The following is a 15469-nucleotide window of genomic DNA, read 5'->3' on the forward strand; positions in this document are numbered from 1 at the left end:
TTCAACGTGTCGATACTCGTTAGACATAAGCCTGTCCTCAAGCCTGTGCTTGAGCCTTTCTGCTTATGCCGACTGTCCGGTCGAAATGGGGGGCAGTTCACTGGCCAAAGGCTAAGTGTTAGATTTTGTTGGTGAGGGGATCTCGACCGCGCACGAAAATCCCCACACCAAAAACCCGTGCCACACTCCTCTCGTCCCGTCACGGATACACCGGTTTGCGTTGCCGGCGAGGCGGGGCCGGTGCCCGGGTGGTCTGACGGAACGCGCGTCAGATATCCGGGGCCGCGTGAAAGGCGGTTCTCCTCCGGTTCGCAAATGAACCGGGCGTGCCGGGTAGCCACGCCACGGGCGGCTCACGCCGCCGGACGGTTCTGCCGTCCAAGGGTCCAGGGCTGAACCCCGCCTCATTGAAAGGCCCTGCGGATAAGCAGCGGGCCGGGGCATTGGAGGCCTCTCCGTCAAACGAGAGGCGCAGAAGAACCTGAGAAGCGCGGCAAAAGACATCGAAACGGGGCACGGCGTGCGCCATATTACTATTCTATCTGAGGCATATGTCGTGCCCCGGCCGGATTGCTCTTTGAAAACCACGGCGATTTTTCGCGCGTGGGCGAACGACGTTGCGACAGTCTTCCCGTCCTTGTGCGGAAGAAAGTACCGGGAAGACGACCGCCCTGAAAGAGTGATGGAAAAAACCGGCCGACCTGTTATGAACCTCGGCTGCGTCTGTCGCAGCGCCCCGGAACAGGAGGCAATCATGTCACGCAAGACCTTCCACGACGTGAGCTTTTGAGGTTACGTCCAAGCGACGCAAATCCTATCCATCCGAAACCAGAGTGAAGACTGGCACCCGCTTCGTCCACGGCGATGTGGAACTGATCGAAAAACTCGGCCGCAACGATCCCTGCCCCTGCAAGTCGCGGAGGCGATTTCAAGAATTGCTGCCTCAGCCTTGGCCGCTATGATGGCATTGAACGCGACCACTACTTCTAGGGAGCGGGACTGAAATGTGCAGCCGCTGGAATTCAATTCGGCGGCTGCATGGTCTCCAGTCATCAAAACGTGATCGGCACGCCAGAAACGATGCCTGCCGCAAAACGTTGTATGCGACAGTCAACTAAAGGATTGAACACGAAATTGCGACAGAGCGTCGTGAAAACGTGCGTTGCTCCTTACGGCGAACTCGTCAATAACATGACATACATTTGGCCCCGCCGGGCCGCCAACATCGGATGTCTGTTTGAACCTTGTTTCCTCACGATCGCGCAAAAGACTGCATCTGCTGACCGGCGCCTGCCTCGGGTTCTTCTTGCTCACCCATTTCTCCAATCACGCGCTCGGTCTCGTGTCGGTCGATGCGATGGAGGAGATGCGCTGGTGGTTCAATCTGATCTGGCGTAACTGGATCGGCACGGTGCTGCTTTACGGTTCGCTTCTCGTGCATTTCATCCTGGCGCTTGAAAGCCTCTATCGGCGCCAGACGCTGCGGATGCCGATGCGGGAAGCCCTGAAGATCATCTTCGGCCTGTCCTTCCCCTTCCTGCTGATCGCCCATGTCACCAACACGCGGATCGAATGGATGCTGACCGGTTACGGAGACGGCTATTACCAGGTGCTGCCGCGCCTCTGGGCCAATCCCGTCAATGCCAGCCTGCAGTCGCTCGCGCTCATTCTCGCCTGGTCGCATGGCTGTCTCGGCGCCTGGTTCTGGATGCGCGGACGCGACTGGTATCCCCGCTATTTCCTGTGGTTCTATTCCTTCGCCGTCATGGTGCCGCTGCTGGCTTTGCTCGGCTTTGCCGTCGGCGCGCGGTCATTGGAAGTCGGATTGCCATCCGACGCATGGTTCATGCCGGTGCGAACCGCGCCCGAAATTCTCGGGCAGATCCGGCTCTCCATTCTCGCCACGCTGCTCGCCGCCATCGGCGGAACCCTGATCGCCCGCGCCATTCCCACAGGCGGCAAGATCAGGATCACCTATCCCGACCGGGCGATTTCCGTCGCCAAGGGCTTCAGCGTGCTGGAGGCGAGCCGCGCCGCAGGCATTCCGCACCTGTCGATCTGCGGCGGGCGCGGGCGCTGCTCGACGTGCCGCGTTCGCGTGACCGAAGGGCTGGACCGGCAACCACCGGCGACGGAAGCCGAACGCGCCACGCTCATCCGTATCCGTGCACCCGACAATGTCCGCCTCGCCTGCCAGCTGCGCCCCAATCACAGCCTGTCGATCTCGCCCATCCTCGGGGCCGACAATGTCGGCGTGAAGATCCAGCCGACGGAGCAGGAAGCCGCCGGCCGCGAACGCCGCATCGCTGTCCTGTTCTGCGATCTCCGCGACTTCACCCTGCTCGCCCAGCAGAAGCTTCCGTTCGACACCGTCTTCCTGCTTAACCGCTATTTCGAGACCATCGGCGAGGCCGTTGAAAGCTCGGGCGGCGTCATCGACAAGTTCATTGGCGACGGCGCACTGGCGATCTTCGGACTGAGCAACGGTATCGAGGAAGCCTGTGAGCAGGCGCTGATGGCAACCGCCCGCATCGCCAAGGGCGTCGAGGTGCTGAACCGCAATTTCATGAGTGAACTCGACCGGCCCTTGCGCATCGCCATGGGCATGCATGCCGGATCCGCGATCATCGGCCAGATCGGCTACGGCCGCGCATCGTCGCTGACCGCCGTCGGCGACACCATCAATGCCGCCAGTCGGCTCGAAGGCTTCGCCAAGGAATATGACGCGCAACTCGCCGTGTCCGCCGATGTCGTCCGCTATGCCGGCCTCACGGTGGACAATCGCGAAAGCTACAACATCTCGATCCGGGGCCGCGCCGGTACATTGGAAACATTGATCGTGCAAAGAGCGGTGGAGATCGAAGCGATGATCGAGGCGGTCAAGCAAGCGCCAGATACGCCGACCTGACGTTGCGTCAGACCGCGTCGACGCCGCCTTCTCGGATCTCGAGACCATGAACGAACAACTGCTCGAGAAACCGGGCGGCATCCTCGAAACGCCCCTCGCCGGACCGTTCCTCGCCCAGCACGCCACGGACCTGGACATCGAAATCGGCATAGTGCTGCGTCGTCGACCAGATGGCGAAGATCAGGTGATAGGGATCGCATTTGGCGATCTTGCCGGCCTTCGCCCAGGAGCGGATCACCTCCGCCTTCTCATCGACCAGCTCCTTCAGCGGCCCCTTCAACTCGTCCTCGATATGGGGCGCGCCCTGCAGAATCTCGTTGGCGAACAGCCGGCTCTCGCGCGGGAAATCGCGGGCCATTTCAAGCTTGCGGCGGATATAGCTGCGGATTTCCGAAACCGGGTTCCCCTCGGCATCGAACTCCCGAAGAGGATCGAGCCAATTGTAGAGCACCCGGTCGATCAGCGCCCGGTGCATGGCGTCCTTGGTGCGGAAGTAATAGAGCAGGTTGGGCTTCGACATGCCCGCCACTTCGGCGATCTGGTCGATGGTACTGCCACGAAAACCATGGGTGGCGAACACATCGAGCGCCGCCTCCAGAATAAGTTCTTCCTTCTCCTCCTGGATACGGGTACGCCTCTGTGTCCTGGCTGCCCTCGGAAGTACCATCTTTCCCCCTGTCTTCTCACCACCGCCGCGAAAATTGCGGCCCGAAAACATCCGAAAAACGCATGTTTCAAAAATTCGGAGGGCACGGACGTTTTTTCTGTTTTTCGTCTTGAGTGCCGCAACGGAAGTTGTAATGTTTTACCAACCGGTCAAATTATCAGTCAGTTCATCATCAAACGCAACGGCTGATCGCAGGGCAATCGAAAAAACCAGATGGCCCCGATTTGACCACGGGAACAACGGGATGTGCCTCAAGGTGCTACCTGCAAAAACATGAGGAGAACCGCCATGGCAGCTGCACCGGGCGAGAACATGCGCGTCAATGCGGACCGTCTGTGGGATATGCTCATGGACATGGCGAAGATCGGCCCCGGCATTGCCGGCGGCAACAACCGCCAGACGCTGACCGACGAAGACGGCGAAGGCCGCCACCTTTTCCAGAAGTGGTGCACGGACGCCGGCCTGACCATGGGCGTCGACAAGATGGGGACGATGTTTGCCACCCGCCCCGGCACCGATCCCGATGCGCTGCCCGTCTATGTCGGCTCCCACCTCGACACCCAGCCGACCGGAGGCAAATATGACGGTGTGCTCGGCGTGCTTGCGGCCCTCGAAGTCGTGAGCACCATGAACGACCTCGGCATCCAGACCAAACATCCGATCGTCGTCACCAACTGGGCAAACGAGGAAGGCGCGCGCTTTGCACCGGCCATGCTGGCGTCGGGCGTCTTTGCCGGCGTGCACACGCTCGATTATGCCTATGGCCGCAAGGACCCTGAGGGCAAGACCTATGGCGACGAGTTGAAGCGCATCGGCTGGCTCGGTGAGGAAGAAGTCGGCGCTCGCAAGATGCATGCCTATTTCGAATATCATATCGAGCAAGGCCCGATCCTCGAGGCAGAGGAAAAGCAGATCGGTGTGGTGACGCACTGTCAGGGCCTGTGGTGGCTGGAATTCACGCTGACCGGCCGGGAAGCCCATACCGGCTCGACACCGATGAACCTGCGCGTCAATGCCGGCCTTGCCATGTCGCGCATCATCGAGATGGTGCAGGATGTCGCCATGGCCGAACAGCCGGGCGCCGTTGGCGGCGTCGGCCAGGTGTTCTTCTCGCCCAACTCGCGCAACGTGCTGCCGGGCAAGGTGGTCTTCACCGTCGATATCCGCTCCCCCGACAAGGAGAAGCTCGACAGGATGCGGGCGAAGATCGAGGCCGAAGCGCCGAAGATCACGGAGGCGCTCGGTGTCGGCTGCTCGATCGAGGCCATCGGCCATTTCGCGCCGGTGACCTTCGACCCGACCCTGGTGACCGCCGTCCGCACCGCCGCCGAAAGGCTCGGCTACAGCCACATGAACATCATTTCCGGCGCCGGCCATGATGCCTGCTGGGCCGCCAAGGTGGCGCCGGCAACCATGGTCATGTGCCCCTGCGTCGGCGGCCTCAGCCACAACGAAGCCGAGGACATTTCGAAGGAATGGGCATCGGCCGGCTGCGATGTGTTGTTCCATGCAGTTGTCGAGACGGCGGGGATCGTGGAGTAAGCCCATGAACATCGCCGCAGACTTCGGGAAGCATCGAGAGAACGACGAGCGGCAATTGAGGATCGATCTCGCCGCGGCCTTCCGGCTCGCCGTCCGCTTCGGCTGGCATGAGGCGGTCGCCAATCATTTCAGCGCCGCCGTCTCGCCCGATGGCAAACAATTCTTGGTCAACCCGCGCTGGCGTCATTTCTCGACGATTAGGGCGAGCGAACTGCTGCTGCTGGATGCCGACGACACGAAAACAATGAACCGGGCAGATGCGCCCGATCCCTCCGCATGGTCGATCCATTCGGCCATCCACCGCAATATCCCCCATGCCCGGGTGGCCCTGCATCTCCACCCACCCTATTCGACGGCGCTGGCCGGTTTGAAAGACCCGTCGATCAAGCCGATCGACCAGAACACCGCCCGCTTCTACAATCGCATGGCAATCGACCTGTCCTTCGGCGGCATTGCGACCGAAGGCTCCGAGGGCGAGCGCATCGCCGCCACGATCGGCAATCATTCGACCGTCATGATGGGCAATCACGGCGTCACCGTCGTCGCCCCCACCGTCGCCGAAGCCTTCGACACCATGTACTACCTCGAACGCGCCGCCCAGACGATGGTGCTCGCCTATTCCACCGGCCAGCCGCTCTCCGTCATGTCCGACGACATCGCCGAACAGACCGCCGCCGAATGGGACGCCTACAAGGGTGCGAGCTTTGCCCATTTCGAGGAAATGAAACGCATTCTCGACCGCGAGGACCCGAGCTATGCGGAGTGATACGGGACGGGAAAATTCAAAGGTCAGCCTTGAGCCAAATGCCGGGAACGCAGTGGGCTCTCGTACCATCAGCCTCTGGACAACCACCTGACACAAGCACCGTGCACCAGAACGGAGTTTTCCAAAAGGACATAAAGCACTGAAATCCAAATTATAACCGGTTCAATCAGGAGAATGGCATGTCGGACGGCAACAAGACGATCACCTTTACCTTCTCCGGCCCCAAGGCGGCCGAGGCAGCAGAGGTTCTCTGGGTTCAATATCTCGACGGCGGCCTCGATCAGTAAATCGAGAGCCGGTTTCAAGTCCAGGGGATCGGCGACACGACATATACCAATGACGACAACACCCGGACTATCACGATTTCGACCAAGTAATCAGGGAACAGCACCATGCCCAGCACAGTCATCAAGAACGGAACCATCGTCACCGCCGACCTGACCTACAAGGCGGATGTCAAGGTGGATGGGGGCAAGATCGTCGAGATCGGGCCGAGCCTTTCCGGCGACGAGACGCTGGATGCGACGGGGTGCTATGTGATGCCGGGCGGCATCGATCCACATACCCATCTCGAAATGCCGTTCATGGGCACCTATTCCTCCGACGATTTCGAGAGCGGCACTCGGGCGGCACTGTCCGGCGGCACGACCATGGTCGTCGATTTCGCCCTGCCCGCGCCCGGCCAGTCGCTGCTCGAGGCGCTGACCATGTGGGACAACAAGACATCGCGCGCGACCTGCGACTTCTCCTTCCACATGGCGATCACCTGGTGGGGCGAGCAGGTGTTCAACGAGATGCAGACCATCGTTGAGGACAAGGGCATCAACTCGTTCAAGCACTTCATGGCCTACAAGGGCGCGCTGATGGTGGATGACGACGAGATGTTTCATTCGTTCCAGCGCTGCGCCGAACTTGGCGCGCTGCCGATGGTGCATGCCGAAAACGGCGATATCGTCGCGCAGATGCAGGCAAAGCTGCTGGCCGAAGGCAATAACGGCCCCGAAGCCCATGCCTATTCCCGCCCGGCCGCCGTCGAAGGCGAGGCCACCAACCGCGCTATCATCATCGCCGACATGGCGGGCGCGCCGCTTTACGTGGTGCACACCTCCTGCGAACAGGCGCACGAAGCCATCCGCCGCGCCCGCCAGAACGGCATGCGGGTTTATGGCGAGCCGCTGATCCAGCACCTGACGCTCGACGAGACCGAATATGCCAACCCGGACTGGGACCATGCCGCCCGCCGCGTCATGTCGCCGCCCTTCCGCAACAAGCAGCATCAGGACAGTCTCTGGGCCGGGCTGGCAGCCGGTTCGCTGCAGGTGGTGGCGACCGATCACTGCGCCTTCACGACGGCACAAAAACGCTTCGGCGTCGGCGATTTCACCAAGATCCCGAATGGCACCGGCGGGCTTGAGGATCGCATGCCGATGCTCTGGACGCATGGCGTCGCCACCGGCCGCATCACCATGAACGAGTTCGTGGCCGTCACCTCGACCAATATCGCAAAGATCCTCAACATGTATCCGAAGAAGGGCGCAATCCTTGTCGGCGCCGATGCTGACCTCGTGGTCTGGGATCCCAAGCGCTCCAAGACGATCTCGGCATCCTCGCAGCAATCGGCGATCGACTACAACGTCTTCGAGGGCAAGCAGGTCACCGGCCTGCCGCGCTACACGCTGACCGCCGGCATCGTCGCCATCGAGGAATCGACGATCAAGACCCGCGAGGGCCAGGGCAAGTTCATCAAGCGCGAGCCCTTCGCCGCCGTCAACAAGGCGCTCTCGACCTGGAAGGAAATCACCGCGCCGCGCAAGGTCCAGCGCACCGGCATTCCGGCAAGCGGGGTGTGATGACGTCAGGTTTTCCGACAGTTGGTAAAACCGTGCTGGCATATCTGGCTGCCGCGCTGGCAGGCATGTGTGTCGGCATCGGGCTTGTCGCTGTCTTTGACCAGTTGATGGGAGCCGGGACACCAAACCCGAGCGATCACGGGATTGGTGGCTTGATAGGGGCTTTGGCGGCATCCGGCCTGATCGGGTTGATCGCGTATTTTCCGCTGGCGCTCTGGTCTGTCATATCGACCATTGCGAAAATGCGGATGTCTTTGTCTGTAGCCTGTTTTGTCGGGGTCGTGGCGCCGACCCTGTCATTCCTGACGATCGGCTGGCTGGTGGGGAAGAGCGGGCCAACCCACGTGTTCGACGTGACAAAATTCGACGCCGCCATCTCGGTGGCAGGCGTCATTGCCGGAGCAGTGTTCTGGCGGATTGCGTGGATGCAGACGACCAGTCTGGATCAACAACCCTTGAACAGGAATTAGGCGGGACAATGGAGTTCATTGCCAGAATCACAGTCGTCGCGACTGCCCTGTCCATCACCGCAGGGTATGCATTTGCCCAGGAAAAATTCCTTGATGGCGCCTATGGCAACACGGACGGCTGCGCCTATGCCAACAGCAACGGCCCCCTCGTTTCGGAGGACGTTTTCCTGCTGACGGACGAGGCGGTGATGTCGGCAGCCACCTATTGCGGCTTCAAGGGTCCCCTGAGCAGGAAAGGCGATTCCTTTGCCTCGGCGGTCACCTGCGCGGAGGAAGGCGATGGCGGCGAGATGGACACGAAGCTGGAAATCCAGCGTGCCGGCAAGGACTATGTGATCGTGTTCGAGGACGGGATGCGTTGGGGGCCGTTGAAGAAATGCAAGTGAATTGCACACTGCCTCTAACGCGACTCTGTCTGTTGCCGGCGGAAGGTGAAGCGTGAACGCAGCATCAGAATTCCTCGCCAGATTCATTATCGCTCATTGTGCGGCCGGGGTTGCTGGCGCTGTTTTCTATGTGATTGCACTGTCGTTGCTGAAACCTGAGTTCGCCATGCTTATGGCCTTGGCTTTCCCCTTCTTCATTGGCATCACCGCCGCAATCGTCGCGGTTACTCTTCCCTTCAGCCTTGTTATGTCCGTTGTTCTTTTGAAACTCGACTGTAAGAACAAGTGGATATGGATCAGCATCGGAGCTCTTTTCCCGGCGCTTTTCTTTGTGACAGTAGAGATATTGCCGACATTGCAGCACACTTCCGGACCAACTCGGTTTCCGGCTCCAGCACTCGCTGAAAGGCTGAAAACTCCGTTGACCGCAGGAATATTCATGGCACCGGCTGGTATGTTTAGCGGATGGATCCTTTGGAGAATGATCGCCCGTCCACAGGCAATGGTGGCTAAAGATATGGCGGAGAACGCATAATGTTCCACTCAGGAAAGCCGGTCGTGATCCGGTCAGCCCCCTCTTGCCGTCGTCAAACGGCCGACCTGAAGCTGGTGACTAACCGCAACGCGATCCCTTTAAGACGGCACCAGCGCTTCCAGTTCCGGCATCAGGACGACGCTTTCCTGTTCGTTCGGGTCGGTGCGGGCGATCACGGCCGAGGCCGGCTGGTCCGACAGGTTGGCCGGAAGATGCGGTACGCCAGCCGGGATGTAGAACATTTCGCCCGCCTTCACGATGACATGGTTTTCCAGCTGGTCGCCGTACCAGGTGTGTGCCTCGCCCGACAGCATGTAGATCGCCGTCTCATGGGTTTCGTGCTTGTGGGCCTTCGCGCGGCCGCCGGGCGGGATGGTCAGAAGATGCATGCAGATGGCCGACGAGCCGACGGCTTCGGCGGAAATACCCTCGAAATAGCTGAACCCCTGCTTGCCGTCATAAGTCTGGCCGGGACGGACGATCCGGCAGGTCGGTTTCGATGATTGCAACATATCCACATCTCCGGGCTCATTGTTCAATATCTCAATCGGAAAATTTGACGTACGACTATCAGGAACACCAGACAAAAAGACGTCAACCAGGCATTCAGGGCGGAGCATACAAGACCTTATGACAACAACACCTGCATCCGTCGTTTCGGCGCGTGATCTCGGCCTCACTTTCCAGACCAATGATGGTCCCGTCAATGCGCTAACGGGCGTCAATCTGGATGTGCGCAAGGGCGATTTCGTTTCCTTCATCGGGCCTTCCGGCTGTGGCAAGACAACCTTCCTGCGCGTCATCGCCGATCTCGAACAAGCGACGGCCGGCTCGATCACCGTCAACGGCGTCACGCCGCACGAGGCGCGGCAGAACAGATCCTACGGTTATGTCTTCCAGGCGGCAGCCCTCTATCCCTGGCGCACAATCGAGAAGAACATCGCCCTGCCGCTCGAAATCATGGGCTACAGCGCGGCCGAACAGAAGGAACGGATCGACCGGACGCTCGACCTCGTCAATCTCACTGGCTTCGGCAAGAAATTCCCCTGGCAGCTGTCCGGCGGCATGCAGCAGCGTGCCTCGATCGCCCGTGCACTCGCCTTCGACGCTGATCTTCTCTTGATGGACGAGCCGTTCGGTGCGCTGGATGAGATCGTTCGCGACCATCTGAACGAGCAATTGCTGAAGCTTTGGGAGCGGACCAACAAGACGATCTGCTTCGTCACCCATTCGATCCCGGAAGCGGTCTATCTCTCGACCAAGATCGTCGTCATGAGCCCCCGCCCCGGCCGCGTCACCGACGTCATCGAATCCACCCTGCCGCGCGAGCGCCCGCTCGACATCCGCGAAACGCCGGAATTCCTGGAGATCGCCAGCCGGGTGCGCGAGGGACTGAGAGCGGGGCATAGCTATGATGAGTAGACCACGCACGCCTGGGGATACCCCCCTCTGTCAGTTCGTGACATCTCCCCCTCAAGGGGGGAGATCATTCATTTCCCTTGACGCTTCCGTAATGGGCGCACGAGCCGTGCGGTCAATCTCCCTCCTTGAGGGGGAGATGTCCCGGAGGGACAGAGGGGGGTGTAGCGACACGACGAGGTGCCTGCCATGAACCTCTCCTTCATCCTCTGGCTCGCGGCCTCCATGGCCATTTTCCTCAGCGCGGCGACGGCGTCGCGGTACTATGTCTCGACCAACAATATCCTGCTGCTCGTCTTCTCCCTGTTCCTCTACTGCGTCGGCAACCTAATGATGGTGCGGCTGATGCGGGAAGGCGGGTTGGGGCTGGCGATTTCGGCATCCGCCATCGTTCAACTGGTTCTGGTCAATGTCATCGCCTTCGTCGTCTTCGGCGAGCGGCTGACGTTGACGCAGATGGCGGGCGTCGCGCTGGGCATCGTGGCGATGGGCCTGATGATGCTGCCGGCGAGCGGGAGGGTCTAACCATGGAGAAACCGGGTTTCTTCAAGGACAGGATCATGCCGGTCGCGGTGATCGTCGCCGCACTGGTGGTCATCTGGTACATCGCCGCCGTCTTCCTCAACGCGCCGTTCGAACGCGACACCGCCGCTCGCGCCGGAACGCCGATCACCTTCTCGGAAATCTTGCCGAAGACGATGTTCCAGGAGCGGCCGGTTCTTCCCGCGCCGCATCAGGTCATCGCGGAAATCTGGGACACGACGTTCAACAAGGCGGTCACTTCCAAGCGCAGCCTCGTCTACCACGCCTGGATCACGCTGTCGGCGACCCTCGTCGGCTTCGGCATCGGCACCGTACTCGGCATCCTGCTTGCCATCGGCATTGTCCATAACCGCGCCATGGACCGCTCGCTGATGCCCTGGGTCATCGCCAGCCAGACCATCCCCATCCTCGCTATTGCGCCGATGATCATCGTGGTGCTGAATGCGGTCGGCATATCCGGCCTGCTGCCGAAGGCGTTGATCTCGACCTATCTCAGCTTCTTCCCCATCGTCGTCGGCATGGTGAAGGGGCTGCGCAGCCCGGAAACCATCCAGCTCGATCTGATGCATACCTATTACGCCAGTGCGTCGCAGACGTTCTGGAAGCTGCGCTGGCCGTCGTCCATGCCCTATCTCTTCACGTCGCTGAAGGTCGCCATCGCCATCTCGCTGGTCGGCGCCATCGTCGGTGAATTGCCGACGGGGGCTGTGGCGGGGCTCGGCGCCCGTTTGCTCGCCGGCTCCTATTACGGCCAGACGGTGCAGATCTGGTCGGCGCTGTTCATGGCGGCGGCGCTGGCGGCAACACTTGTCATCATCGTCGGCCTCGCCCATACGGCCGTCCTCAAGCGCATGGGGATGAAGCCATGAACACAAGCCTTGTTTTCGGCGCTATCGCGTTCTGGCTCGTGGCTTGGGCCATCAATGAATGGCTCGTGCGCCAGACATTCCGTGACCGGCTGGCAAACCGCGCGGTGCGACTTGTCGTCCCGCTGCTGTTCGGCATCAGCATCCTTGTGCTGTGGGAAGGACTTGTGCGCGGGCTGAACGTGCCCTTCGTGCTCCTGCCGCCACCGTCGGCGATCGGGGTGCGGCTGGTCAATTCGGTGCCCACGCTCTGGGCGGATTTCCAGCAAACCTTCCTCAAGGCCGTCATCACCGGCTATGCGCTTGGCTGCGGTCTCGGCTTCATCGTCGCGATCGCCATCGACCGCTCGCCCTTCCTGCAGAAGGGCCTGCTGCCGCTCGGCAATTTCGTTTCCGCCCTCCCCGTCATCGGTGTTGCGCCAATCATGGTCATGTGGTTCGGCTTCGACTGGCAGTCGAAGGTGGCCGTCGTTGTCATCATGACTTTCTTCCCCATGCTGGTGAACACGGTTTCCGGTCTCGCCGCGACCAGTTCGATGGAAAAGGACCTGATGCGCACCTATGCCGCGACATGGTTCCAGACGCTGGTGAAATTGCGGCTTCCGGCGGCGTGGCCTTTCATATTCAATGCGCTCAAGATCAATTCCACCCTGGCGCTGATCGGCGCCATCGTGGCCGAATTCTTCGGAACCCCAATCGTCGGCATGGGCTTCCGGATTTCCACTGAGGTGGGGCGCATGAATGTCGACATGGTTTGGGCCGAAATCGCCGTCGCGGCGGTGGCTGGCTCCGCCTTCTACGGGGCGGTGGCGCTCATCGAGCGTGCCGTCACGTTCTGGCATCCGTCCATGCGCAGCGCACGGGCGGCCTGACTGATCGCCTGCCCGGGTCGGGCAGGCGCGCGACGAACGACCGCCGGTTCGCAATTGGCCCGGCATAACAAAAAAGAGGGAACTGACATGAAGTTGAGACTTGCATCACTGCTGCTGGCAAGCGCCTTTTCGCTGTCCGCATTCCAGGCCATGGCCGCCGACAAGGTCGTGCTGCAGCTGAAATGGGTCACGCAGGCCCAGTTCGCCGGCTATTACGTCGCCAAGGACAAGGGCTTCTATGAAGAAGAAGGCCTTGATGTCGAGATCAAGCCGGGCGGCCCGGATATCGCACCGCCGCAGGTGATCGCCGGCGGTGGCGCCGACGTTGTCGTCGACTGGATGCCATCAGCGCTTGCCACCCGCGAAAAGGGCGTCGCCCTCGTCAACATCGCCCAGCCCTTCAAGTCATCCGGCATGATGCTGACCTGCCTGAAGGAATCCGGCGTCGCCACGCCTGCCGACTTCAAGGGCAAGACGCTCGGCGTCTGGTTCTTCGGCAACGAATATCCGTTCCTGTCCTGGATGAGCCAGCTTGGCCTGAAGACCGAAGGCGGCCCGGATGGCGTCACCGTCCTCAAGCAGGGCTTCAACGTCGATCCGCTGATCCAGAAGCAGGCGGCCTGCATCTCGACCATGACGTATAACGAATACTGGCAGGTCATCGATGCCGGCATCAAGCCGGAAGACCTCGTAACCTTCAAGTACGAGGACCAGGGCGTGGCAACGCTTGAAGACGGTCTCTACGTGCTGGAAGACAAGCTCAAGGACCCGGCCTTCAAGGAAAAGATGGTCAAGTTCGTGCGCGCCTCGATGAAGGGCTGGAAATATGCCGAAACAAATCCGGATGAAGCGGCCGGCATCGTTCTCGAAAACGACTCGACCGGCGCCCAGACGGAAGTGCACCAGAAACGCATGATGGGCGAAGTGGCCAAGCTGACCGCCGGCTCCAACGGCGCGCTCGACGAAGCCGACTACAAGCGCACCGTCGATTCCCTGCTCAAGGGCGGCTCGGATCCGGTCATCACCAAGGAGCCGACCGGCGCCTTCACCCACGAGATCACCGACGCGGCTCTCAAGTAGTCTGATTGGTATTACTTTTTTAACCTTGAAACGCGCGGGCAGGCCCCGCGCGTTTCTCATTTGCAACACTTTGGCAAGACTTCTCGGCAACAAATCGACACAAAACAGAAGTTGTGTTGATGGCACTCGACAAATAAAATAATGAGGCACCATTCTTTTTTTGTACTGCCTTGCAACGTCGAAAAGGCCTAACTAAATAAGGCCCGAGGCATTTGAGGAGAGGTGTGGGGAAGCGTTTCGCCCGGGAGCATATCGGCGATATTTCTTTCTCCTCCAGCGACTGATTGAGACAAACCCTTCTCAAGAGGGACTTCTCACAGGCAAAACTGATTTATCCGGAATTCGAGGAAAGTGAGCCGATGGCCCGTACTTTGACTAACGCATTTGGTGTTTCCACTGCCCTGATGCTGGCTTTCCTGTCGAGTGCCGCTTTCGCGGAAGATCCTGCACCGGCCAAGACGGAACCTGCCCTGCCCTCGATTGTTGTCTCCGAGGTCAAATCCCAGGCGATTGTCGACCGCGTGCTCGCAACCGGTACGGTCAAGGCCGTCGATGAAACCTATGTCTCGCCGCTGGTCGATGGACTATCCATCCGCACGCTGAACGCCGATGTCGGCGATCGCGTAGAGGCCGACAGTACGCTGGCGACCCTGAACCCGGACATGCTTGAACTGCAGAAGAGCCAGTATGCTGCAAGCCTTGCCAAGGCCAATGCGGCGCTCGCCCAGTATGAGGCACAGCTTGCCGAGGCACAGGCCAACGCCGATGAGGCCGTGCGTGTCGCCGAACGTTCCAAGAAACTCGCGGAAGCCGGCTCGATGTCGACGGCGCAGCGCGATCAGGAACGGGCCGCGGCGACCGCCGCACTTGCCCGTGTCCGCTCCGGTGAGCAGCTGGTTTCCGTTGCGAAGGCCGATATCAAGGTGGTCGAGGCACAGATTTCCGACGTCGATCTGCGGCTTGCCCGCACCGATGTGAAGACGCCGGTAAGCGGTGTCGTCTCGGCCCGGACCGCCAAGGTCGGCGCCATTGCCAACGGCGCCGGCGAACCGCTGTTCACCATCATTCGCGACGGTGCCGTGGAAGTGAAGGCCGAAATCATCGAGACCGACCTGCCGAAGCTGGCAATCGGTCAGCGCGCCGAGGTCACACTTGCCGATGGCAAGACGCAGATCGAAGGCAAGATCCGGTTGATTTCGCCGGTTGTCGATACCCAGACCCGTCTCGGCAACGTCTATATCAGCCTGCTGACGCCGGATAAGGCGCGCGTCGGCATGTATGCGCGGGCGCAGATCATCGTCACCGAAAAGACCGCGCTTGTCCTGCCGCTGTCGGCCGTTACCAACACCAAGGACGGCATGGTTGCCCGAAAGGTCGAGGGCGATGTCGCGCATGTCGCCAAGATCGAAACCGGTATTCAGGACAATGGAGTGATCGAAATCCAGACCGGTCTCAAGGAGGGCGACAAGGTGATCACCAAGGCCGGCGCCTTCGTGCGCGACGGTGATCGCATCAAGCCTGTTCTTGCCTCCGCCGAAACCGTATCGAACTGATCGAGGTCATAG

At 60.6% G+C, this 15469-nt stretch carries 15 protein-coding genes; 13 read left to right on the forward strand and 2 right to left on the reverse strand.

Annotated features, from left to right (window positions below; all coding sequences use genetic code 11):
• The first annotated feature begins 1237 nt into the window (after positions 1-1237).
• Positions 1238-2908, forward strand: a complete 1671-nt coding sequence (locus ASG68_RS29075) for an adenylate/guanylate cyclase domain-containing protein (RefSeq protein ID WP_062584571.1) — start codon at positions 1238-1240, stop codon at positions 2906-2908.
• Between the two features lie 7 nt (positions 2909-2915).
• On the opposite strand, the gene ASG68_RS29080 is transcribed toward ASG68_RS29075, so the two are convergent.
• Positions 2916-3575, reverse strand: a complete 660-nt coding sequence (locus tag ASG68_RS29080; RefSeq protein WP_062584924.1) for a TetR family transcriptional regulator C-terminal domain-containing protein — start codon at positions 3573-3575, stop codon at positions 2916-2918.
• A gap of 288 nt (positions 3576-3863) precedes the next feature.
• Between ASG68_RS29080 and ASG68_RS29085 the strand changes: the two genes are divergently transcribed.
• From ASG68_RS29085 to ASG68_RS29110, 6 genes are all read left to right on the forward strand, one after another.
• Complete coding sequence (locus tag ASG68_RS29085; RefSeq protein WP_062584573.1) at positions 3864-5117, forward strand: Zn-dependent hydrolase; 1254 nt, start codon at positions 3864-3866, stop codon at positions 5115-5117.
• A 4-nt stretch (positions 5118-5121) separates the two neighbouring features.
• Positions 5122-5883, forward strand: a complete 762-nt coding sequence (locus ASG68_RS29090; RefSeq protein WP_062584575.1) for a class II aldolase and adducin N-terminal domain-containing protein — start codon at positions 5122-5124, stop codon at positions 5881-5883.
• A gap of 392 nt (positions 5884-6275) precedes the next feature.
• Complete coding sequence (gene hydA / locus ASG68_RS29095; protein WP_062584577.1) at positions 6276-7733, forward strand: dihydropyrimidinase; 1458 nt, start codon at positions 6276-6278, stop codon at positions 7731-7733.
• Positions 7733-8203: a hypothetical protein gene (locus ASG68_RS29100; RefSeq protein WP_062584579.1), complete on the forward strand. Its 471-nt coding sequence runs from the start codon at positions 7733-7735 to the stop codon at positions 8201-8203. Before hydA ends, ASG68_RS29100 begins: the two co-directional genes overlap by 1 nt.
• A gap of 8 nt (positions 8204-8211) precedes the next feature.
• Positions 8212-8589, forward strand: coding sequence for a hypothetical protein (locus tag ASG68_RS29105; protein ID WP_062584581.1), 378 nt, complete (start codon positions 8212-8214; stop codon positions 8587-8589).
• 52 nt (positions 8590-8641) lie between these two features.
• Complete coding sequence (locus ASG68_RS29110; protein ID WP_062584583.1) at positions 8642-9124, forward strand: hypothetical protein; 483 nt, start codon at positions 8642-8644, stop codon at positions 9122-9124.
• Between the two features lie 98 nt (positions 9125-9222).
• Here ASG68_RS29110 and ASG68_RS29115 read toward each other — a convergent pair whose 3' ends face one another.
• Entirely contained in the window at positions 9223-9636 is a 414-nt protein-coding gene (locus ASG68_RS29115; RefSeq protein WP_062584586.1) for a cupin domain-containing protein, read from the reverse strand.
• 118 nt (positions 9637-9754) lie between these two features.
• Here ASG68_RS29115 and ASG68_RS29120 point away from each other — a divergent pair, with 118 nt between their 5' ends.
• The 6 genes from ASG68_RS29120 (at position 9755) to ASG68_RS29145 (ending at position 15457) form a co-directional block, all read left to right on the forward strand.
• On the forward strand, positions 9755-10546 hold the full coding sequence (locus tag ASG68_RS29120; RefSeq protein WP_062584587.1) for an ABC transporter ATP-binding protein: 792 nt from the start codon (positions 9755-9757) through the stop codon (positions 10544-10546).
• A 186-nt stretch (positions 10547-10732) separates the two neighbouring features.
• The gene (locus ASG68_RS29125) at positions 10733-11068 is read left to right on the forward strand and encodes a hypothetical protein (RefSeq protein WP_062584590.1); all 336 of its coding nucleotides are present in this window, start codon (positions 10733-10735) and stop codon (positions 11066-11068) included.
• Positions 11069-11070: 2 nt separating this feature from the next.
• On the forward strand, positions 11071-11955 hold the full coding sequence (locus ASG68_RS29130) for an ABC transporter permease (RefSeq protein WP_062584591.1): 885 nt from the start codon (positions 11071-11073) through the stop codon (positions 11953-11955).
• On the forward strand, positions 11952-12824 hold the full coding sequence (locus ASG68_RS29135; protein WP_062584593.1) for an ABC transporter permease: 873 nt from the start codon (positions 11952-11954) through the stop codon (positions 12822-12824). Before ASG68_RS29130 ends, ASG68_RS29135 begins: the two co-directional genes overlap by 4 nt.
• A gap of 87 nt (positions 12825-12911) precedes the next feature.
• Positions 12912-13904 carry an ABC transporter substrate-binding protein gene (locus tag ASG68_RS29140; protein ID WP_062584595.1) on the forward strand — a complete coding sequence of 331 codons (993 nt, stop codon included), beginning with the start codon at positions 12912-12914 and terminating at the stop codon, positions 13902-13904.
• Between the two features lie 359 nt (positions 13905-14263).
• Positions 14264-15457 (forward strand): efflux RND transporter periplasmic adaptor subunit, encoded by a 1194-nt coding sequence (locus ASG68_RS29145; protein ID WP_062584597.1) that lies wholly within the window; start codon positions 14264-14266, stop codon positions 15455-15457.
• Positions 15458-15469: the final 12 nt, after the last annotated feature.

The sequence above is a fragment of the Rhizobium sp. Leaf453 genome, assembly GCF_001425605.1.
Classification (GTDB): domain Bacteria; phylum Pseudomonadota; class Alphaproteobacteria; order Rhizobiales; family Rhizobiaceae; genus Pararhizobium.